This window comes from Pseudomonas sp. Tav-5-1A, from assembly GCF_055755055.1.
Genome location: NZ_CM146901.1, coordinates 658,156 through 678,065, shown reverse-complemented (window position 1 = coordinate 678,065; position 19,910 = coordinate 658,156). Strand labels below are relative to the sequence as shown.

21 protein-coding genes and 2 pseudogenes are annotated in these 19,910 nt (G+C 65.1%); 17 read left to right on the top strand and 6 right to left on the bottom strand.

Features of this window, described 5'->3' with window-relative positions; all coding sequences use genetic code 11:
* Positions 1-3 precede the first annotated feature (3 nt).
* The 11 genes and pseudogenes from AC0J42_RS03150 to ureC all read left to right on the top strand — a co-directional run.
* Positions 4-196: pseudogene (locus AC0J42_RS03150) on the top strand (urea ABC transporter permease subunit UrtB); the annotation flags it as partial.
* A gap of 53 nt (positions 197-249) precedes the next feature.
* Positions 250-1,545 (top strand): annotated as a pseudogene (gene urtB / locus AC0J42_RS03145) (urea ABC transporter permease subunit UrtB); the annotation flags it as partial.
* The gene (gene urtC / locus AC0J42_RS03140; RefSeq protein WP_473005216.1) at positions 1,545-2,624 is read left to right on the top strand and encodes an urea ABC transporter permease subunit UrtC; all 1,080 of its coding nucleotides are present in this window, start codon (positions 1,545-1,547) and stop codon (positions 2,622-2,624) included. The pseudogene urtB and the gene urtC, both read left to right, overlap by 1 nt.
* On the top strand, positions 2,621-3,481 hold the full coding sequence (urtD, locus tag AC0J42_RS03135; protein ID WP_473005215.1) for an urea ABC transporter ATP-binding protein UrtD: 861 nt from the start codon (positions 2,621-2,623) through the stop codon (positions 3,479-3,481). The genes urtC and urtD overlap by 4 nt, the downstream gene beginning before the upstream one ends.
* A gap of 123 nt (positions 3,482-3,604) precedes the next feature.
* On the top strand, positions 3,605-4,303 hold the full coding sequence (gene urtE / locus AC0J42_RS03130) for an urea ABC transporter ATP-binding subunit UrtE (protein ID WP_416422202.1): 699 nt from the start codon (positions 3,605-3,607) through the stop codon (positions 4,301-4,303).
* Between the two features lie 30 nt (positions 4,304-4,333).
* Positions 4,334-5,173 (top strand): urease accessory protein UreD, encoded by an 840-nt coding sequence (locus AC0J42_RS03125; protein ID WP_473005214.1) that lies wholly within the window; start codon positions 4,334-4,336, stop codon positions 5,171-5,173.
* 122 nt (positions 5,174-5,295) lie between these two features.
* Positions 5,296-5,598: an urease subunit gamma gene (gene ureA / locus AC0J42_RS03120; protein WP_416422200.1), complete on the top strand. Its 303-nt coding sequence runs from the start codon at positions 5,296-5,298 to the stop codon at positions 5,596-5,598.
* A gap of 8 nt (positions 5,599-5,606) precedes the next feature.
* Positions 5,607-6,140, top strand: coding sequence for a GNAT family N-acetyltransferase (locus AC0J42_RS03115; protein ID WP_473005213.1), 534 nt, complete (start codon positions 5,607-5,609; stop codon positions 6,138-6,140).
* A 6-nt stretch (positions 6,141-6,146) separates the two neighbouring features.
* On the top strand, positions 6,147-6,668 hold the full coding sequence (locus AC0J42_RS03110) for a GNAT family N-acetyltransferase (RefSeq protein WP_027979666.1): 522 nt from the start codon (positions 6,147-6,149) through the stop codon (positions 6,666-6,668).
* Positions 6,669-6,679: 11 nt separating this feature from the next.
* Positions 6,680-6,985 (top strand): urease subunit beta, encoded by a 306-nt coding sequence (locus AC0J42_RS03105; RefSeq protein ID WP_416422198.1) that lies wholly within the window; start codon positions 6,680-6,682, stop codon positions 6,983-6,985.
* A gap of 41 nt (positions 6,986-7,026) precedes the next feature.
* A complete protein-coding gene (gene ureC / locus AC0J42_RS03100) occupies positions 7,027-8,727 on the top strand; it encodes an urease subunit alpha (protein ID WP_416422197.1) in 1,701 nt (566 codons plus the stop codon).
* Between the two features lie 70 nt (positions 8,728-8,797).
* Here ureC and AC0J42_RS03095 read toward each other — a convergent pair whose 3' ends face one another.
* Together AC0J42_RS03095 and cbpA are read right to left on the bottom strand one after the other, a co-directional pair.
* Positions 8,798-9,103, bottom strand: coding sequence for a chaperone modulator CbpM (locus tag AC0J42_RS03095; RefSeq protein ID WP_416422196.1), 306 nt, complete (start codon positions 9,101-9,103; stop codon positions 8,798-8,800).
* Between the two features lie 2 nt (positions 9,104-9,105).
* Positions 9,106-10,065 carry a curved DNA-binding protein gene (cbpA, locus tag AC0J42_RS03090; RefSeq protein WP_416422195.1) on the bottom strand — a complete coding sequence of 320 codons (960 nt, stop codon included), beginning with the start codon at positions 10,063-10,065 and terminating at the stop codon, positions 9,106-9,108.
* Between the two features lie 263 nt (positions 10,066-10,328).
* On the opposite strand from cbpA, the gene AC0J42_RS03085 reads away from it, so the two are divergent.
* Positions 10,329-11,594 (top strand): Hsp70 family protein, encoded by a 1,266-nt coding sequence (locus AC0J42_RS03085; protein WP_416422194.1) that lies wholly within the window; start codon positions 10,329-10,331, stop codon positions 11,592-11,594.
* Between the two features lie 77 nt (positions 11,595-11,671).
* On the opposite strand, the gene AC0J42_RS03080 is transcribed toward AC0J42_RS03085, so the two are convergent.
* Together AC0J42_RS03080 and AC0J42_RS03075 are read right to left on the bottom strand one after the other, a co-directional pair.
* Entirely contained in the window at positions 11,672-12,682 is a 1,011-nt protein-coding gene (locus tag AC0J42_RS03080; protein WP_416422193.1) for an AI-2E family transporter, read from the bottom strand.
* Between the two features lie 159 nt (positions 12,683-12,841).
* Positions 12,842-13,144 carry a PsiF family protein gene (locus AC0J42_RS03075; protein ID WP_473005212.1) on the bottom strand — a complete coding sequence of 101 codons (303 nt, stop codon included), beginning with the start codon at positions 13,142-13,144 and terminating at the stop codon, positions 12,842-12,844.
* 180 nt (positions 13,145-13,324) lie between these two features.
* On the opposite strand from AC0J42_RS03075, the gene AC0J42_RS03070 reads away from it, so the two are divergent.
* Positions 13,325-14,212 (top strand): DMT family transporter, encoded by an 888-nt coding sequence (locus tag AC0J42_RS03070; RefSeq protein ID WP_473005211.1) that lies wholly within the window; start codon positions 13,325-13,327, stop codon positions 14,210-14,212.
* Here the strand turns inward: AC0J42_RS03070 and AC0J42_RS03065 are convergent.
* The gene (locus tag AC0J42_RS03065; protein WP_416422190.1) at positions 14,209-15,099 is read right to left on the bottom strand and encodes an esterase/lipase family protein; all 891 of its coding nucleotides are present in this window, start codon (positions 15,097-15,099) and stop codon (positions 14,209-14,211) included. The genes AC0J42_RS03070 and AC0J42_RS03065 overlap by 4 nt on opposite strands.
* Before the next feature lie 119 nt (positions 15,100-15,218).
* On the opposite strand from AC0J42_RS03065, the gene osmE reads away from it, so the two are divergent.
* Both osmE and AC0J42_RS03055 read left to right on the top strand, forming a co-directional pair.
* On the top strand, positions 15,219-15,566 hold the full coding sequence (gene osmE, locus AC0J42_RS03060) for an osmotically-inducible lipoprotein OsmE (protein ID WP_416422189.1): 348 nt from the start codon (positions 15,219-15,221) through the stop codon (positions 15,564-15,566).
* Positions 15,567-15,696: 130 nt separating this feature from the next.
* A complete protein-coding gene (locus AC0J42_RS03055) occupies positions 15,697-16,224 on the top strand; it encodes a ferritin-like domain-containing protein (RefSeq protein ID WP_416422188.1) in 528 nt (175 codons plus the stop codon).
* 116 nt (positions 16,225-16,340) lie between these two features.
* Here AC0J42_RS03055 and AC0J42_RS03050 read toward each other — a convergent pair whose 3' ends face one another.
* Positions 16,341-18,416, bottom strand: a complete 2,076-nt coding sequence (locus AC0J42_RS03050) for an AsmA family protein (RefSeq protein WP_473005210.1) — start codon at positions 18,414-18,416, stop codon at positions 16,341-16,343.
* 332 nt (positions 18,417-18,748) lie between these two features.
* On the opposite strand from AC0J42_RS03050, the gene AC0J42_RS03045 reads away from it, so the two are divergent.
* Both AC0J42_RS03045 and AC0J42_RS03040 read left to right on the top strand, forming a co-directional pair.
* A complete protein-coding gene (locus tag AC0J42_RS03045; protein ID WP_473005209.1) occupies positions 18,749-19,153 on the top strand; it encodes a phage infection protein in 405 nt (134 codons plus the stop codon).
* Between the two features lie 99 nt (positions 19,154-19,252).
* Positions 19,253-19,888 carry a TetR family transcriptional regulator gene (locus AC0J42_RS03040; RefSeq protein WP_416422185.1) on the top strand — a complete coding sequence of 212 codons (636 nt, stop codon included), beginning with the start codon at positions 19,253-19,255 and terminating at the stop codon, positions 19,886-19,888.
* The last annotated feature ends 22 nt before the right edge of the window (positions 19,889-19,910 follow it).

Here is a 19,910-nt window from a genome sequence, read left to right as displayed (position 1 = left end):
GCCATGTCCCTTTATCGCCTTCTGCTCTCCCTCATCCTGCTGCTGCCCCTGGCCGCCCACGCCAGCGACGGCGACGATTTCGTCGCCGGTGACTCTGCGCAGCAAGCACAACTGCTGGAAACCTGGGCTGCCCAGCCCATCCCCGAACGCCTTGAGCTGCTGCAGGCCCTGCAGGACGGCCGCGTGGCCATGGACGCCGACAAGCACGCCGTCATCGAAAAGGCCAACGCCCCCAGCGACAGCAACCTGCGCAAAGTGCGCCTGAACAACCGCTTGCGCGGCCTGGTGGACAACGCCATGGCCAGCCAGCAACTGCTCAACAACGACAAGGCCACGCGCCTGGCCGCCGCCCAACAGCTGCAGAAAAGCGCCCAGCCCGCCCAGCTGAAACTGCTGGACCACGTGGTGGCCGGCGAGCAGGACAGCACGGTCAAGGCCGCCCTGAGCCTGGCCCTGGCCAACCTGCAGCTGGTAGACCCGGATCCGGCCGTGCGCCTGGCTGCCGTGCGCCTGCTGGGCGACACCGGCGAGCCCATGGCCCGCACCCGCCTGGAAAACCTGCTGCAACCCGACGTCGAGAAAGACCCCGGCGTGCGCACCGCCGCCGAAACCAGCCTGGTGCAGGTGAAACGCAAGCTGATGATCGGCGACCTGCTGGGCCAGGCCTTCAGCGGCATGTCCCTGGGCTCGATCCTGCTGCTGGCGGCGCTGGGCCTGGCCATCACCTTCGGCCTGCTGGGCGTGATCAACATGGCCCACGGCGAGATGCTGATGATCGGCGCCTACTCCACCTACGCCGTACAGTTGCTGTTCCAGCGCCTGGCCCCTGGCGCCATTGAGTTCTACCCGCTGGTGGCGCTGCCGGTGGCGTTCTTCGTTACCGCCTGCATCGGCATGGCCCTGGAACGCACCATCATCCGCCACCTGTACGGCCGCCCGCTGGAAACCCTGTTGGCCACCTGGGGCATCAGCCTGATCCTGATCCAGGCCGTGCGCCTGATCTTCGGCGCGCAGAACGTGGAAGTGGCCAACCCCGAATGGCTGAGCGGCGGCATCCAGGTGCTGCCCAACCTGGTACTGCCCTATAACCGCATCGTCATCATCGCCTTCGCGCTGTTCGTGGTGGTGCTGACCTGGCTGCTGCTGAACAAGACCCGACTGGGCCTGAACGTGCGCGCCGTCACCCAGAACCGCAACATGGCCGCCTGCTGCGGCGTGCCCACCGGGCGCATCGACATGCTGGCCTTCGGCCTGGGCTCGGGCATCGCCGGCCTTGGCGGCGTGGCCTTGAGCCAGATCGGCAACGTCGGCCCCGAACTGGGCCAGGGCTACATCATCGACTCGTTCCTGGTGGTGGTGCTGGGCGGCGTCGGCCAACTGGCCGGCAGCGTCTCGGCGGCGTTCGGCCTGGGCATCGCCAACAAAATCCTGGAACCGCAGATTGGCGCGGTGCTGGGCAAGATCCTGATCCTGGCGCTGATCATTCTGTTTATCCAGAAACGTCCGCAGGGCCTCTTTGCATTGAAAGGACGGGTGATCGACTGATGAACCAACCATTGATGGTAACCGCCGCGCAAAAGGCCGGCCCCAAGGCCACTATCGCCATCGGCGCCCTGGTGGTGCTGGGGTTGGTGGCCCTGGCGCTGATGTCGCTGCTGCCTGACACCAGCAGCCTGCAGGTGTCGGCCTACACCCTGACCCTGGTGGGCAAGATCCTCTGCTACGCCATCGTCGCCCTGGCCCTGGACCTGGTGTGGGGCTACGCCGGGCTGCTGTCCCTGGGCCACGGCCTGTTCTTCGCCCTGGGCGGCTACGCGATGGGCATGTACCTGATGCGCGAGTCGGCCGGCGATGCCCTACCGGCGTTCATGACCTTCCTGTCGTGGACCGAGCTGCCGTGGTACTGGACCGGTACCCAGCATTTCCTCTGGGCCCTGTGCCTGGTGGTGCTGGCCCCGGGGCTGCTGGCGCTGGTGTTCGGCTTCTTCGCCTTCCGCTCGCGGATCAAGGGCGTGTACTTCTCGATCATGACCCAGGCGCTGACCTTCGCCGGCATGCTGCTGTTCTTCCGCAACGAGACCGGCTTTGGCGGCAACAACGGTTTCACCAACTTCCGCACCCTGCTGGGCTTCGACATCACCTCGCAGGGCACCCGCGCGGTGCTGTTCCTGCTCACCGTGGCGTTGCTGGTGGGCAGCCTGTTGCTGGGCTGGCGCCTGGCACAGAGCAAGTTCGGCCGCGTGCTGACCGCCCTGCGCGACGCCGAGAACCGCCTGATGTTCTGCGGCTACGACCCGCGCGGCTTCAAGCTGTTCATCTGGGTGCTGAGCGCGGTGCTGTGCGGCCTGGCCGGCGCGCTGTACGTGCCCCAGGTGGGCATCATCAACCCCAGCGAAATGTCGCCCACCAACTCCATCGAAGCCGCCGTGTGGGTGGCCCTGGGCGGCCGCGGCACGCTGATCGGCCCGCTGCTGGGCGCAGGCCTGGTGAACGGCATGAAAAGCTGGTTCACCGTGGCTTTCCCTGAATACTGGCTGTTCTTCCTTGGCGCGCTGTTCATCATCGTCACCCTGTACCTGCCCAAGGGTGTCATCGGCCTGATCAAGCAAAGGGGCGAACAATGAAGACCACGCCGACTCCCGAGTTCATGCTCGAACCCATCCTGGAACCCAACCGCGACGCCGGCACCAGCCGTGACGCCATCGGCCTGGGCCAGCGCGTGGACGGTGCGCTCAGCGCCCGCCACGGCACCATCCTGACCCTGGAAGACATCAGCGTCAGCTTCGATGGCTTCAAGGCGCTGAACAACCTCAACCTGTACATCGGCGTCGGCGAGCTGCGCTGCATCATCGGCCCCAACGGCGCGGGCAAGACCACGCTGATGGACGTGATCACCGGCAAGACCCGCCCCAGCCACGGCAAGGCCTGGTTCGGCGAAACCCTGGACCTGACCAAGATGAGCGAGGTGCAGATCGCCCAGGCCGGCATTGGCCGCAAGTTCCAGAAGCCGACGGTGTTCGAGGCCCTGAGCGTGTTCGAGAACCTGGAGCTGGCGCAGAAGACCGACAAGTCGGTGTGGGCCAGCCTGCGTGCGCGCCTGACGGGCGAGCAGAAAGACCGCATCGACGAGGTGCTCGACACCATCCGCCTGACCACCTCGGTGCACCGCCCCGCCGGCCTGCTGTCCCACGGCCAGAAGCAGTTCCTGGAGATCGGCATGCTGCTGGTGCAGGACCCGCAGCTGTTGCTGCTGGACGAACCGGTGGCGGGCATGACCGACGCCGAGACCGAATTCACCGCCGAGCTGTTCAAGCGCCTGGCCGGCAAGCACTCGCTGATGGTGGTGGAGCACGACATGGGCTTCGTCGACACCATCGCCGACTACGTCACCGTGCTGCACCAGGGCAGCGTGCTGGCCGAAGGGTCGCTGCAGCAGGTGCAGGCGGATGAGCGGGTGATCGAGGTTTACCTGGGCCGCTGACCCTGCCCTTTTTTGATGGAAACACTGCTGTTGTGGGAGCTGGCTTGCCAGCGAGCTTTCAGGGCCTCAAAAGCTCGCTGGCAAGCCAGCTCCCACAAGGTCCATATGCGGAGAGTTTGAACCATGCTCCAGGTCGAAAAGCTTCACCAATACTACGGCGGCAGCCACATCCTGCGCGGGCTGTCCTTTGACGTGAAGGTCGGCGAGGTCACCTGCCTGCTGGGCCGCAACGGCGTGGGCAAGACCACCTTGCTCAAGTGCCTGATGGGCCTGATCCCGTCCAAGGAAGGCAGCGTGCAGTGGGAAGGCAAACCCATCACCGGCTTCAAGCCGCACCAGCGCGTGCACGCCGGCATCGCCTACGTGCCCCAGGGCCGGGAAATTTTCGGCCGGCTTACGGTGGAAGAAAACTTGCTGATGGGCCTGTCGCGCTTCAGCGCCAGCGAGGCCAAGGAGGTGCCGGGGTTCATCTACGAGCTGTTCCCGGTGCTGCTGCAGATGAAACACCGGCGCGGCGGCGACCTGTCCGGCGGCCAGCAGCAACAGTTGGCCATCGGCCGCGCCCTGGCAAGCCGCCCGCGCCTGCTGATTCTCGACGAGCCTACCGAGGGCATCCAGCCGTCGGTGATCAAGGAAATCGGCGCGGTGATCAAGAAGCTTGCCGCCCGCGGCGACATGGCGATTCTGCTGGTGGAACAGTTCTACGATTTCGCCGCAGAATTGGCTGATCAGTACATCGTCATGTCCCGGGGCGAAATCGTGCAGCACGGCCGCGGTGAAAATATGGAGGCCGAGGGTGTACGCGGCCTGGTAACCATTTAATCTGCACACAAACCAATAACGAACACGCCTATGAACCTGCCCGCTTCCACCGCCCTGTACACGCCCAGCTGGCACGCCGAGCTCGAGCTGGGCTACGGCCGTTTCGGCGACACCACCCGGCCCACTCAGCGCCGCCACCTGGGCCCGCTGCGGGTGCAGAAGCACCTGTATGCCGAAGGCCCCGAGGTGTGCCAGCACATCATCGTGCACCCACCGGGTGGCATTGCCGGCGGCGACCGCCTGGATATCAGTGTCGCTGTCGGCACCGGTGCCTGGGCGCAGCTGACCAGCCCCGGCGCCGCCAAGTGGTACCGCGCGGCCGGGCCCGCCTACCAGACCCTGAACCTCACTGTGGCCCCCGGCGCGACCCTGGAGTGGCTGCCCCAGGAAACCATCGTCTACAGCGCCGCCCAGGCAGAACTGCAGACGACTGTCGAGCTGCAAGGCGACGCGCGCCTGGTGTACTGGGACATGGTCGCCCTGGGCCGCCCGGCGGCGGACGAGCGCTTCGAGCGCGGGCATTTCCAGAGCCGCGTGGACATTCGCCGTGACGGCCAGCTGCTGTGGCACGAACGCCAGCGCGTGGTGGGCAACGACGGGCTGCTGGACTCGCCCATGGGCCTGGACGGCCACACCGTGTTCGCCACCTTGCTGGTGACCGCCGACATCAGCCCCGAGTTGCTTGAACAATGCCGGGCCGTGGAAGGCCAGGTGCGTGGCGACCTCAGCCAGCTGCCCGGCCTGCTGGTAGCCCGCTGCCTGACCCATGAAGGCCTGCACGCCCGCGACTGGCTGATTGGCCTGTGGAAAATATTGCGCCCCGAAGTGCTGGGCAAAGAAGCCCTGCCCCCAAGAATCTGGAGCACCTGATATTTTGTGGGAGCTGGCTTGCCAGCGAGCTGTTTGGGGCCCCAAAAGCTCGCTGGCAAGCCAGCTCCCACAAATGAAATGCGTGTTCGAATCCTGTTTTGTTACTGCCGAATGGACACACCATGGACCTGACACCCCGCGAAAAAGACAAGCTGCTGATCTTCACCGCCGGCCTCGTGGCCGAGCGCCGCCTGGCCCGGGGCGTGAAGCTCAACTACCCGGAAACCATGGCCTACATCTCGGCAGCGCTGCTCGAAGGCGCCCGCGACGGCCAGACCGTGGCCCAGCTGATGCACTTCGGCACCACCCTGCTGACCCGCGACCAGGTGATGGAAGGCATCCCGGAAATGATCCCCGAGATCCAGGTGGAAGCCACCTTCCCCGACGGCACCAAGCTGGTCACCGTCCACCAACCCATCGCCTGAGGCCTGCCATGACCTTCCGCATTCGCGACGCCGTACACGCCGACCTGCCCGGCATCCGCGACATCTACAACGATGCCGTGGCCAACACCACGGCCATCTGGAACGAGCAACCGGTGGACCTGGGCAACCGCCAGGCCTGGTACAGCGCCCGCCAGTCCCAGCACTACCCCATCCTGGTGGCGGTGGACGCCAATGATGCTGTGCTGGGCTACGCTTCATTTGGTGACTGGCGTCCCTTCCAGGGTTTCCGCCAGACCGTCGAACACTCGGTCTACGTGCGCAACGATCAACAAGGCAAGGGCCTGGGGCCCGCACTGATGAAAGCCCTGATCGAACGCGCACGCGGCTGCGAAAAACACGTGATGGTGGCTGCCATCGAAAGTGGCAACGTGGCCTCCATCCGTCTGCACGAGCGACTCGGTTTCACGATCACGGGGCAGATGCCACAAGTGGGCAGCAAGTTCGGCCGCTGGCTGGACCTGACCTTCATGCAACTGATCCTGAACCCGGGCGCCGAACCTTCCCCGACTCCCGTGGAGTAAGCCGCCATGAATGCCGCCCAATTGCGCCGCGTCACCGTTGAAAGCTTCGCCCACTACCGCCAGGGCCTGGTCGAGTTGCTGCTGGACTCGGTCAAGCAAGGCGCCTCCATCGGCTTCCTCGCCGACGTGGACGCCCATGAAGCCAACAGTTTTCTTGACGAAGTGAAGAACCGCATCGCCATCAATGACCTGGTGCTGTGGGTGGTAGTACGTGACGAGCAGGTGCTGGCCAGCGCGCAATTGGTGTTCTGCAAGCGCGTAAACGGCTTGAACCGCGCCGAGGTGCAGAAGCTGATGGTGCGCAGCGACGCCCAGCGCCGCGGCATGGGCCAGCAGCTGATGGAAGCGGTGGAAGTCGCCGCCCGCCAATACAAGCGCGGCCTGCTGCACCTGGACACCGAGGCCGGCTCGCCCGCCGAGGCGTTCTACCTGTCCCAGGGCTACAAGCGCGCGGGGCAGATCCCCGGCTTTGCCTGCCGCCCGGACGGCGAATACACCGCCACGGCGTTTTTCTACAAGACTCTTTGAAGGAAGCCTGAATGATCCCCGGCCAATACCAGATCCAACCCGGCGACATCGAACTCAACGTCGGCCGCCGCACCCTCAGCCTGACGGTGGCCAACAGCGGCGACCGGCCCATCCAGGTGGGCTCGCACTACCACTTCTTCGAAACCAACGACGCCCTCACCTTCGACCGCGCCGCCAGCCGCGGCATGCGCCTGAACATCCCGGCCGGCACCGCCGTGCGCTTCGAGCCGGGCCAGAGCCGCGAGGTGGAACTGGTGGACCTGGCCGGCCACCGCCGCGTGTTCGGTTTCGCCGGCCGCGTCATGGGCGATTTGTAAGGCCCCCGCGGGGTCATGAAATTGGAATTCAAAGGCAGACAATGAAAATCTCGAGACAAGCCTACGCCGACATGTTCGGCCCCACCGTCGGCGACAAGGTGCGCCTGGCCGACACCGACCTGTGGATCGAAGTGGAAAAGGACTTCACCACCTACGGTGAAGAAGTGAAATTCGGTGGCGGCAAGGTGATCCGCGACGGCATGGGCCAGGGCCAGCTGCTGGCCGCCGAGGTGGTGGACACGCTGATCACCAACGCGTTGATCATCGACCACTGGGGCATCGTCAAGGCTGACGTGGGCCTGAAGGACGGCCGCATCGCCGCCATCGGCAAGGCCGGCAACCCGGACATCCAGCCCGACGTGACCATCGCCATCGGCGCCAGCACCGAAGTCATCGCCGGCGAAGGCATGATTCTCACCGCCGGCGGCATCGACACCCACATCCACTTCATCTGCCCGCAGCAGATCGAAGAAGCGCTGATGAGCGGCGTCACCACCATGATCGGCGGCGGCACCGGCCCGGCCACCGGCACCAACGCCACCACCTGCACCTCAGGCCCGTGGCACATGGCGCGCATGCTGCAGGCGGCCGACTCGTTCCCGATGAACATCGGCTTCACCGGCAAGGGCAACGCCAGCCTGCCCGAGCCGCTGATCGAGCAGGTGAAGGCCGGCGCCATCGGCCTCAAGCTGCACGAAGATTGGGGCACCACCCCCGCCTCCATCGACAACTGCCTGAGCGTGGCCGACCAGTACGACGTGCAGGTGGCCATCCACACCGACACCCTCAACGAGTCGGGCTTCGTGGAAACCACCCTCGGCGCGTTCAAGGGCCGCACCATCCACACCTACCACACCGAAGGCGCCGGCGGCGGCCACGCCCCCGACATCATCAAGGCCTGCGGCTTCCCCAACGTGCTGCCCAGCTCCACCAACCCGACCCGGCCGTTCACCCGCAACACCATCGACGAACACCTGGACATGCTGATGGTGTGCCACCACCTGGACCCCAGCATCGCCGAGGACGTGGCCTTCGCCGAAAGCCGCATCCGCCGCGAGACCATCGCCGCCGAGGACATCCTCCACGACCTGGGCGCCTTCTCGATGATCAGCTCCGACAGCCAGGCCATGGGCCGCGTCGGCGAGGTGGTGACGCGCACCTGGCAGACCGCCGACAAGATGAAAAAGCAGCGCGGCCCGTTGGCCGAGGACGCGCCGGGCAACGACAACTTCCGCGCCAAGCGCTACATCGCCAAGTACACCATCAACCCGGCCATCACCCACGGCATCAGCCATGAGGTAGGCTCCATCGAAATTGGCAAATGGGCCGACCTGGTGCTGTGGCGCCCAGCGTTCTTCGGCGTGAAGCCGACGCTGATCCTCAAGGGCGGCGCCATCGCGGCCAGCCTGATGGGCGACGCCAACGCCTCGATTCCCACCCCGCAGCCCGTGCACTACCGGCCGATGTTCGCCAGCTACGGCGGCTCGCGCCATGCCACCAGCATTACCTTCATCAGCCAGGCAGCACTGGACGCCGGCGTGCCGGAGCAGCTGGGCTTGAAGAAGCAGATTGGCGTGGTAAAGGGCTGCCGCACGCTGAAGAAGACCGACCTGATTCACAACGGCTACCTGCCGGCGATCGACGTCGACCCGCAGACCTATCAGGTGAAGGCCGACGGGGTGCTGCTGTGGTGTGAACCGGCGGAGACGCTGCCGATGGCGCAGCGGTATTTCCTGTTCTAGACACAAACCCTGTGGGAACTGGTTTCCAGGGCCTCAAAAGCTCGCTGGCAAGCCAGCTCCCACAGTTATATCAGCCTTGCACAAAGCGCCCCAGGCGCTGGCGCAGCCGGGCGTTTTCGGCGCGCAGGTCGCGGACTTCTTCCAGCAGCTCCAGCGCCAGTGCCACGCCTTCCCATTCCAGGTCCAGGTCGTGGTGCAACTTCGCCGCGCGCCGCGCGATCAGTGGGGAAAAGTCGTCGAACAACCATTCCTCCGGGGACCGTCCCGTGGGTTCCACTATGCCGTGCTCGACGATTTCAATCACATAGGCCGCCGACATCTCGGTGGCCTGACAGAACGCTTGCATGTCCAGTTGAACGTAGCGGGACGTTTCCATGATCAACGACTCCAGTTGGCTCGGGGGTCGAATGCCGCCTTCTCCGACAGGGTTTTCCACAGCGCTTGCGTGGCTTCGTCGGCGTGCGGGGGCATTACCACTTTCAGTTGTGCGTAGAGGTCACCGCGCTCGCCCTGCTTGCGTTGCAGGCCGTTGCCCTTCACGCGCAGGCGCTGGCCGCTCTGGCTGTCGGGGCGGATGGTGAGGTTGATGCGCCCGGTGAGGGTAGGCACCGCCACCTTGGTGCCCAGCGCCGCTTCCCACGGCGCCAGCGGCACGGTGATGATCAGGTCGTGGTCTTCCACGTCGAACATCGGGTGCGGGGCGAACCGCACGATCAGGTACAGGTCGCCGTTCGCACCACCACCCACGCCCGGCGCGCCCTGGCCCTTGAGGCGGATGCGCTCGCCATCGGTGACGCCGGCCGGGATCTTGACGTTGAGGGTCTTGGTGGTGTGCCCGGTCTGCTGGCCGGCAGCGTTGTGCTGCGGCACCTGGAAGCTGATCTGCTTCGACTCGTTGGCCAGGGTTTCCTCGAGGAATACTGCAAGTTCCATTTCCACGTCTTGTCCTCGCCGCCCGGCGCTGCGTTGCTGGCCACGGCCAAAGGGGTTGCCATTGCCACCACGCCCGGCCGAGCCGAAGATGGAGCTGAAGAAATCGGAAAAGTCGCCGGCGCTTTCCTCGAAGCCGCCGCCACCACGGCCCTGCCAGCCTGGCGGGCCCTGGAACGGACGGCCGTGCTGGCCGTACTTGCGAATCTCGTCGTACTCGGCACGCTTGTCGGCGTTGCTCAGCGCTTCATAGGCCTCGGAGGCCTCCTTGAATTTGTCCTCGGCGTCCTTTTCCTTGCTGACGTCGGGGTGATATTTGCGTGCCAGCTTACGGTAGGCGGTCTTGATCGCCTTCTCGTCCGCGGTCGGCTCCACGCCCAATATCTTGTAGTAGTCTTTGAAGTCCATCGAAGGATCACCATCCGTTTATCGGGATCGCGCGGTCAGTCCACTTAGTGTAGAGACCTGGCAATGGGGTGTAAGTTTATCGACTGCCGGTACGCTTTGCTGAAGGCGCAGCGGCGCAGTCGTAGGGGATGACTGCAAGATTGGGGGGCCGAGGCGCGCTTTCAAGGTGCGACCGTGTGGCAATTAAACGCCCCATGGCCTTGATTATCGCTACCACTGGCATAAACTGCGCGGCCGTTTTTTGCACAGAATCCGGCAACGACATGACCAACCAAACCCCGGCCCGCGCCTGCGGCATCGACTTCGGCACCTCCAACTCCACCGTCGGCTGGCACCGGCCGGACGTCGAGACCCTGATTGCGCTGGAAGACGGCAAGATCACCCTGCCGTCGGTGGTGTTCTTCAATATCGAGGAGCGTCGGCCGGTGTACGGCCGCCTGGCGCTGCACGAATACCTTGAAGGCTACGAAGGCCGCCTGATGCGCTCGCTCAAGAGCCTGCTGGGCTCCAAGCTGATCAAGCACGACACCAGCGTGCTGGGCACCGCCCTGCCCTTCAAGGACCTGCTGGGCATGTTCATCGGCGAGCTGAAGAAGCGCGCCGAAGCCAACGCCGGCCGTGCCTTCGATGAAGTGGTGCTGGGCCGCCCGGTGCATTTCGTCGACGACGACAAGGCTGCCGACCAGGAAGCCCAGGACACCCTGGAAGAAGTGGCGAAGAAAATCGGCTTCAAGGACGTGTCGTTCCAGTTCGAGCCCATTGCCGCGGCGTTCGACTACGAGTCCACCATCCAGCGCGAAGAGTTGGTGCTGATCGTCGACATCGGCGGTGGTACCTCGGACTTCTCGCTGATTCGCCTGGCTCCCGAGCGCCACACCATCGACGACCGTCATAGCGACATCCTCGCCACAGGCGGCGTGCACATCGGCGGTACCGACTTCGACAAGCAGCTGAGCCTGCAGGGCGTGATGCCGCTATTCGGCTACGGCAGCCGCATGAAAAGCGGGGCGTTCATGCCCACCAGCCACCACATGAACCTGGCCACCTGGCACACCATCAACTCGGTGTACTCGCAGAAATCCCAGCTGGCCCTGGGCAGCATGCGCTACGACATCGAAGACACCGCCGGCATCGACCGCCTGTTCAAGCTGATCGACCAGCGCGCCGGCCACTGGCTGGCCATGGAAGTGGAAGAGACCAAGATCCAGCTGACCCACGCCGACAACCGCCTGGTGCCGCTGGACCGCATCGAGCCGGGCCTGAGCGTGGACATGAGCCGCGCGCTGTTCGAAGCGTCCATCGACACCCTGCTGGAACGGGTGCGCGGCAGCGTCACGGCGCTGCTGAACGATGCCGGCGTGGGCGTGGCCCAGGTCGACACCGTATTCTTCACCGGTGGTTCCAGCGGCATCCCGGCGCTGCGCAACAGCGTGGCGGCCATGCTGCCCAACGCGCGGCACGTGGAAGGCAACATCTTCGGCAGCATTGGCAGCGGCCTGGCCATCGAGGCGCGCAAGCGCTACGGCTAAACACCGCGCCGCGACCATCGCGGGCAAGCCCGGCTCCTACGCATTCGGTAGGAGCCGGGCTTGCCCGCGATGGGCCATCACACCAACTCGGCGCGGCGCAGCTCGCTTTTCAGATACGCGTAGTAGATCGGCCCCGCCACCACCCCCGGCAGCCCGAAAGCCGCCTCGAAGATCAGCATCGCCAGCAGCAACTCCCACGACTTGGCGCGGATCTGGCTGCCCACGATGCGGGCGTTGAGGAAGTATTCCAGCTTGTGGATCAGCATCAGCCAGCCCAGCGCCGCCACCGCCACCCAGAGCGACACCGACAGGCCGATGATGGTGATCAGGGTGTTGGAGATCAGGTTGCCGATCACCGGTAGCAGGCCGAGGATGAAGGTCAGCACCACCATGGTCTTGTGCAGCGGCAGCTTGATGCCGCACAAGGGCAGGATGATCAGCAGGAATACCGCAGTGAACACGGTGTTCAAGGCGGCAATCTTGATCTGCGCGAAGACGATATTGCGGAACGCCTGCACCAGCAGGGTCAGGCGGGTCAGCAAGGCGCCCGCCAACGGCTTGTGCTCAGCCTCGGGCGGAATGCGGTTCAACGCCACGATAGCGCCCAGCACCATGCCGATCAGCAGGGTGACGAAGGTGCGCACCGCGTCCTTGCCCACCAGTTGCAGCTCGGCCAGGTGCTTGCTGACCCAGTCGCTGATGGCCGAGCGGAACTCGGTGACGTTGGCCGGCAGGTAGGCATCGATGGACGGCGGCAGTTGCCCACGGGCGCGGTTGAGCACGTCCATGAACTTGTCGAGGAAGGCCCCCGGGTTCTCCGCCTCGTGCATCAGGAAACTGATGGCCAGGGCGAAGATCACCGCCAGCAGGCTGACGATCACCGTGCCCAGCAACGCCACCGCCACCCAGCGCGCGCGCGGCCCGGAGATCAGGTGCTCGAGCTTGGGCGTGAGCATATTGACCAGTTCATACACCAGCAAACCCGCCAGCAGGCTGGGCAGCAGGCGCAAAGGCATCACCAGCAGCAGACCACAGAACATAATGATCAGGCTGGCCCATAACACGTGACGCTGGGAAAACGTTGGCATACAGCCTCGAACACGTACGACATGGAAGGACCCGGCAGTCTGCCAGCCTTCGCCTGGCAGAGCCAGTGGCGGCCTGTGGGAGCTGGCTTGCCAGCGAGCTGTTGAGGCCTGAAAAGCTCGCTGGCAAGCCAGCTCCCACAGGGATCGTTGTGCGCGAGACTATTTCTTCAGGCAACTGCTCATGAAGGTCTTGCGCGCATCGCCGCTCAGGTTCTGGGTCTTGGCGGTGGCGTTGCAGGTGGTCATTTTCTGCTGCTGCGGGGTCAGGGTCTTGGTGGTGCTCGCCGCTGGGGCGGCTTTCAGGCACGTGCTCATGTAGGTCTTGCGCTCATCGCCCTTGAGGCCCTTGGTGGTGGCGTCGGCGTTGCAGGTGGTCATCTTGTTCTGTTGCGCAGTGGCGGCAAAGCCTTGAGAACACAGGAGCAGGCCGAGCACCAGCAGGGGCGCGTGCAGCATTTTCATGGAGTTTTCTCCTTGTCGCCGCGCTGGGCCGCGCAGCCTCGCCTGAAGTGTAGACAAACTTTGCAACAGCCCCTGGCGGCGCAGATTGTAGGATTCGCAGGGTCGGTTGACGGCTTGGCGGTAGGTGCGCGCAGTGCAAAGCGGGGATAATCGCGCCTTATCGACTGACAGGCGTTCCCCATGCAATACGCGTTTCCGTTGCTGGCCATTCTGATCTGGGCCGGCAACACCGTAATCAACAAGATGGCCGTGGGCGCCATCTTCCCCGCCGAAATCGGCTTCTACCGCTGGCTGCTCGCCGGCCTGCTGTTCACCCCGTTCCTGCTGCCCAAGGTGTGGGCCAACCGCGCGGCGATCCGCCCGCACCTGGGCAAGGTGTTCGTGCTGGGCCTGCTGGGCATGGCGGTGTACCAGAGCCTGGCGTACTTTGCCGCGGCGCTGACCAGCGCCACCAACATGGGCATCATCCTCTCGCTGATGCCGCTGATGTCCCTGGCCATGGCCATCGTCGCCCTGGGCCAGCGCCTCACTGCCGGCGCGCTGTTCGGCGCGGTGCTATCGCTGGGTGGGGTGCTGGTGGTGGTCTCGGCCGGGCAACTGGGCAGCCTGCTGGCCCACGGCCTGAACCGTGGCGACGCGATGATGCTGCTGGCCACCCTGGCCTACGCGGTGTACAGCACGCTGCTGAAGAAATGGCAGCTGCGCCTGCCAGCGCTGCAACTGCTGTACCTGCAGGTGCTGGTGGCGATTATCGTGCTGCTGCCGCTGTTCGTGCTGTCGCCCAAGGTGGGCCTGGGCCTGGGCAACATCGGCCTGGTGCTGTACGCCTGCCTGCTGGCCTCCATGGTCGCACCGCTGGCGTGGATGCAGGCGGTCAGCCGCCTGGGCCCCAGCCGCACCACGCTGTTCTTCAACCTGCTGCCGTTGATCACCGCGCTGATTGCCGCCGCCGTGCTGCATGAACAACTGGCGCTGTACCACCTGGTGGGCGGCCTGCTGACCCTGGGCGGGGTGATCATGGCCGAGCGCTGGACCACGCCGCTGGGCCGTGCCCGCGCCTGCGCCTAAAGCCCGGCCTGCGCCAGCCGGGCGGCGTGTTCGGTGAACAGCCGCACCGGCTCCACCCCCTTGCCTACCAGGCCCAGGGACTGGTTGACGATGTCCAGGTGGTCCATGGGGTAGTCGTCGCCGATCACCTGGCCCAGGTGCGAGCTGAAGCGCCCGACCATCCCGTCGCACTGCCCCGCCTCGCGCACGAAGGTGCGGGCAAACAGCTTGCAGCTGCGGTGCGAGCCGTCCAGGCGGTTGCCGCCGCCGTCGGCCAAGGGGTGCTGCAACACCCCCGACCATGAGTAGTAGTGCACGCCATTGACCACCGGCTCGCCCTGCCCGCCCCACGTCGCGGGCAGGCCCTGTGGATACGCCTGGTTGAAGCGCGCCACCCCGGCGCAGGTCAGGGAATTGTGCGACCCGTGCACGTCGATGGGCAGCAGCGGCCCGCGCCAGCCGGTTTCCAGCACGCCCATCAACAGCCCCAGCAGGTACAGGACGACATGCAGCAGGCGCCCGCCCACCGAGTTGTGCGGGTAGCGGCGCTCCAGGTAGTCGGCCAGCTCCGAGCCATGGTTGGGCCCGGCCACCGAGGTCACCGACGCCACCCAGTCCGGGCGTTTGGCCGCGGCATAGCGGGCGGTCAGTGCGCCCTGGCTGTGGCCGATCAGGTTGACCTTGGCAGCGCCGGTCTCGTGGCGGATGCGCTGGATGATCAGCAACAGCTGCTCGCCGCGCACCTCGGTGCTGTTGATCGGCGACACCTGCACCGGAAATACCTGCGCGCCGCCACGGCGCAGCGCGCGGACGATGCCGAACCAGTAGGGGTACAGCAGCAGCCGGACAAAGCCGAGCATGCCGGGCACCAGGATGATGGGGTAGCGGGTAGCGCCGGGCTTGGCCATGGCGTGGGCATCCTTGGGGAGCAAGCCAACATACTAGCGCACTGACATCGAACTCCTGCGTGGCGCCGTTGCCACAGTATTACGGGGCCACTATTGGCTCATTCGAAGGAGCGACACCTATGTACAAGCAAACCCTGGCTGCAGTGTGCGTACTGGCTTCGCTGGCGGGCTGCGCCAACACCAAGGTCGAAAACCCCGTGGACTTTGTCACCTACCGCAACGAGCCGCTGGTCAAGCAGGTGGACACCGGCATGACCATGCAGCAGGTCATCGCCATCGGCGGTACCCCCTCCAGCGTCGTGGATGGCAACGGCAAGACCGCCGCCGGCACCTGCAATAACTACGTGCTCAACACCGACGGCAAGCAGCAGGCCTACTACGTGAGCTTCGACGGCACCGGCCACGTGGACAGCAAGGGCTTCATGACCTGCGCCCAGCACAAGGGCAACGTCAAGGCGATGCCCTGATGTCGCGTGGATAAAACTTTCCGGCATCTCGCGCACTCACACCCTCTGTACCGATCGAGCCGGGCGCCCGTCAGCCAATGACGGGCGCGATAGAGCCTGACGGCCCCAACCGTATAGCCTGGAGAATGTCATGACCATTGCACTGACCGACAAGAACACCCTGCGTGAAACCGCTCGCAAGAATGTTGACCAAGGCGCCGTGACCGAAGGCTATGACGCCGACCGCCAGGAGGTGCTGCGCCTGCTCAACGACTCGCTGGCCACGGAGCTGGTGTGCGTGCTGCGCTACAAACGCCATTACTACATGGCCAAGGGCGTGAAGGCCCACGTGGCCGCCGAGGAGTTCCTGGAGCACGCCGGCCAGGAAGCCGAGCACGCCGACAAGCTGGCCGAACGCATCGTGCAGCTGGGCGGCGAGCCGGACTTCAACCCCGACAGCCTCAGCAGCCGCTCCCACGCCGAATACAAGCCGGGCAGCAACCTCAAGGAAATGGTGTACGAGGACCTGGTGGCCGAGCGTATCGCCATCGACAGCTACCGCGAGATCATCCAGTACATCGGCGACAAGGACCCTACCTCGCGCCGCCTGTTCGAGGAGATCCTGGCCCAGGAAGAAGAACACGCCGATGACATGGCGGATATTCTCGAAGGGCTGTAAGTAGCGTTACATCCAACCAGTGGGAGCGGGCTCTGCCCGCGAAAAGGCCCCCGCGCTTTGTCTGATCAAGCGCGGGGGCCTTTTCGCGGGCAGAGCCCGCTCCCACATGGGTAGCCTCAACGAGTGCTCGGCACTGTCTTCGGCGCCTTGCCCGCCTTCATCTGCTCCAGCAACGGCGTGCACTGGTTAGGCTCGCCACCGCTGGGTGCCACCAGCGCCAACAGCCCTGCCGCCGGGGCCGCCACCACGCCCAAGGCAATCATCCCCGCGCCACGCAGCAGCAACGGCACCGCTTGCACGCCAGCGCTTGGCTTGGCGAACGGCCCGCGCACGTACAGCGGCGAACGCAGCGACAGCAGGCGGAAGCCCTTGGATTCGGGAGTGATCTTCAGGTCCAGCTGTTCGGTCTTGAAGTTCACCGTGCCATCGATGTAGATAATCGCGTTCTCGGTGTCGAACACGAACAGCCGTGGCGCCGCCAGGCCATCCTTGATGCCCAGGTCGGCGGCGGCGCAGTTGATCTTCACTTCCTTGTCGCCAAAGATCTTGCCCATCACGTAGTTGCCCACGTTCAGCCCGGCAATCTCCATCAGGCTGCGGCTGACCGCGCCATCATTGATCAACAGCTTCAGATCGCCGTTGGCGCTGCCCAGCAAGGCCGCCACCGAGTTGCCGGTGCCGGCGATGTCGGCGTCACCGTTGAGCTGGCCGAAGCTGGTCTTCATCGGTTCGAAGGTGGGGAACAGCTGTTTCAGCTTGAAGCCGCGCGCGGTCAGCTTGGCCCGGCCCTGCAACGGCGTGGTGCGGCCGTTGAGGCCGATCTGCGCGTCGAGGTTGCCGCCCGCCACGCCAAAGCGCAGGGGTTGCAGGTTCAGCTGGCCGTCATCGAGCACCAGGTGCGTGTAGAGGTCGGTGAACGGCAGCTCCTTGCTCTGCACGATCTTCTTGCCGGTGAACTCGACGTCGGCGTCCATGGTGCGCCAGCGCTCGGTGCGGAACTCTTCCACCGGCAGCACCTTGCCCGCCGGTTGCTTGCTTTCGCTGCCGCGCGCGGCCTGCTTAGCGTTGGAGTCGGCGCCGATCAGCGGTGCCAGGTCGGTGAACAGCAGCTGGTTGGACACCAGCTTGCCGGTCAGCTTGGGCCGCGGCTGGCTGGCGACGAAGCTCAGGTCGCCGTGAATATCGCTGTTGCCAATCTTGCCGTTGAAGCCCTGGTATTCGAAGGTGGCACCGGTGGGCTCATGGAGCTTGGCCTGCAGGTGGCCGTCGGTGGAATACGGCGGCGAGTCGGGCAGCGTCACCCCGGTCAGCGGGTACAGCTTGCTCAGGCTGGCGCCTTCCAGCTTCAGGCGCAGGTCCAGGGCGCCGAGGTTGCGCGGGTCGGTCAGGGTGCCAGCGACGGCCACGTGGGTGTCGGCAATGCGCACGTCGGCCTGCACCGGGAACGGCTTGGCCGCATCCTGCAGGGCCAGCAGGCCGCCGATCTTGCCGGTGCCGTTGACGGGCTGGTCCTTGTAGCGGCCGGTGACCTTGAAGCCGAAGGCGTAGTCCTGGGCGCTGCCGCCCTGGTCGCTGACCTTCTTCGCCGCGCCGCTGCCGACGATGTCACTGAACGGAATCGGCTTGCCCAGCGGGTCGATCAGCACGTCGGCGTGGGCTTTCAGGGTCACGTCGTCATATACCACGTGGCCCTTGTCGAAGCCGATGGCGCCGATGTCCATCACCCATTTCGACGGTTCGGCGTTAGGGTCCTTGGGCCCGAAGTCGAAGGTCCAGTTGGCGCGGCCGTCGGCCAGGCGTTGCAGGTTGGCGTCTGGCTGGGTCAGGTCGATGCGCGGGATGACGATACGCTCGGCCAGCAAAGGCAGCGGCGACAGGCGGAACGCCACGCGCTTGAGGCCGACCATCTGCGGCTCTTTCGACCATTCGGGGTTGCCCAGGGTCAGGTCCTCGGCCTCGAAGTGCGGCCACGGCACCCAGGCGCGCCAGCCGCCCTCGTCGGGCTCGCGGCCCCAGTGCACGGCCAGGTTGCCGTTGATGGCGAACGGGCGGTGCAGGGCTTCGGACACCTTCGCGTTGAGCGTCGGCTTCACCCGGTTCCAGTCAAAGGTGGCAATGACCACCACCAGTACGACGATCAGCAGCACCAGAGTGCCAACTGTCCAGGCCAGGATCTTGCGGGGGCGCGTCATGCACGAATCTCCAAGTGACAGCGAGCCGGAAAACGGCGGCCCGCCTGGTTGCAGCAATTACCTTAGGACTGGCAAACCGCCCGGGGGTTTAACCCGATTGATGAAATCGCCGAACACTTTCATCGATGGACGTTCCATGAAAGCGCAGCCGCCGCGGAAAATCCCCGCGACAGTGCAGGCGAAACCCGCGTAAGGCCTTGATTAGACAGCCCCAGGGCAAACAATCAATTCCGTTGATTGTTACCATTGTCCTTATGAACTTTTATATCTAATTCTCAAGAGTAGCATTGGCTTCGTACCCACTTTTCAGCCCTCCAAAGGAGCGCCAAATCATGAAACGCCAATTGCTGCTGACCCTGACCCTCTCTGTACTGGCCGCCAACGTGTTCGCCGCCAGCAACGTCCAACCTGCCGTTGCCCAGCACAGCGCTGCGGTGATCGTGGCCCAGGATGGTTCGGATCGTACCCTGAATCGCGTTGCTCAAGACGGCTCGGACCGTACTCTGAACCGCGTTGCTCAAGATGGCTCGGACCGCACTCTGAACCGCGTTGCCCAGGACGGTTCTGACCGTACCCTGAACCGCGTCGCTCAAGACGGCTCGGACCGCACCCTGAACCGCGTTGCCCAGGACGGCTCCGACCGCACACTGAACCGCGTTGCTCAAGATGGCTCTGACCGCACCCTGATGCGCGTCGCCCAGGACGGCTCCGACCGTACCCTGAACCGCGCGAGCTGAGCCTTGGCTGCCCTGGAAAAAGCCCGGTCCCCGTACCGGGCTTTGATTTTTCCGCCGATTTGCTAGAGTGCTGCGCTGCCCTTCACAGAATCCCGCACCATGCTGCCCCGCGCCGAACAGAAACAGCAGACCCGCCACGCCCTCCTCGATGCCGCCCGGCAATTGATCGATGCCGGCCGTGGGTTCGGCAGCATCAGCCTGCGTGAAGTGGCCAAGGCCGCGGGCATCGTGCCCACCGGTTTCTACCGCCATTTCGACGACATGGACCAGCTGGGCCTGGCCCTGGTCAATGAAGTGGGCGAAACCTTCCGCGAAACCATCCGCCGCGTGCGCCGCAACGAGTTCGAGCTCAAGGGCCTGACCGACGCCTCTGTGCGCATCTTCCTCGACAGCGTGGCCGCGCACCGCTCGCAGTTCCTGTTCCTGGCCCGCGAGCAGTACGGCGACTCGCGCCCAGTACGCCAGGCGCTGACCTGCCTGCGCGACGGCATCAGCTCGGACCTGGCCGCAGACCTGGCGCTGATGCCCAAGTGGCAGCACCTGGACAGCGCCGCCCTGGCGGTGATGGCGGACCTGGTGGTGAAGACCGTGTTCGCCACCCTGCCCGAGCTCATCGACCCGCCCGCCGAGGCTCTACCCCGGCAGTTGTCGCCCCAGGCGAAGATCACCCAGCAGCTGCGCTTCATCTTCATGGGCGCCAAGCACTGGCATGGTTTGAGCAGTATTGACGACTGACCCAGCTTGGTGCCATACAGGC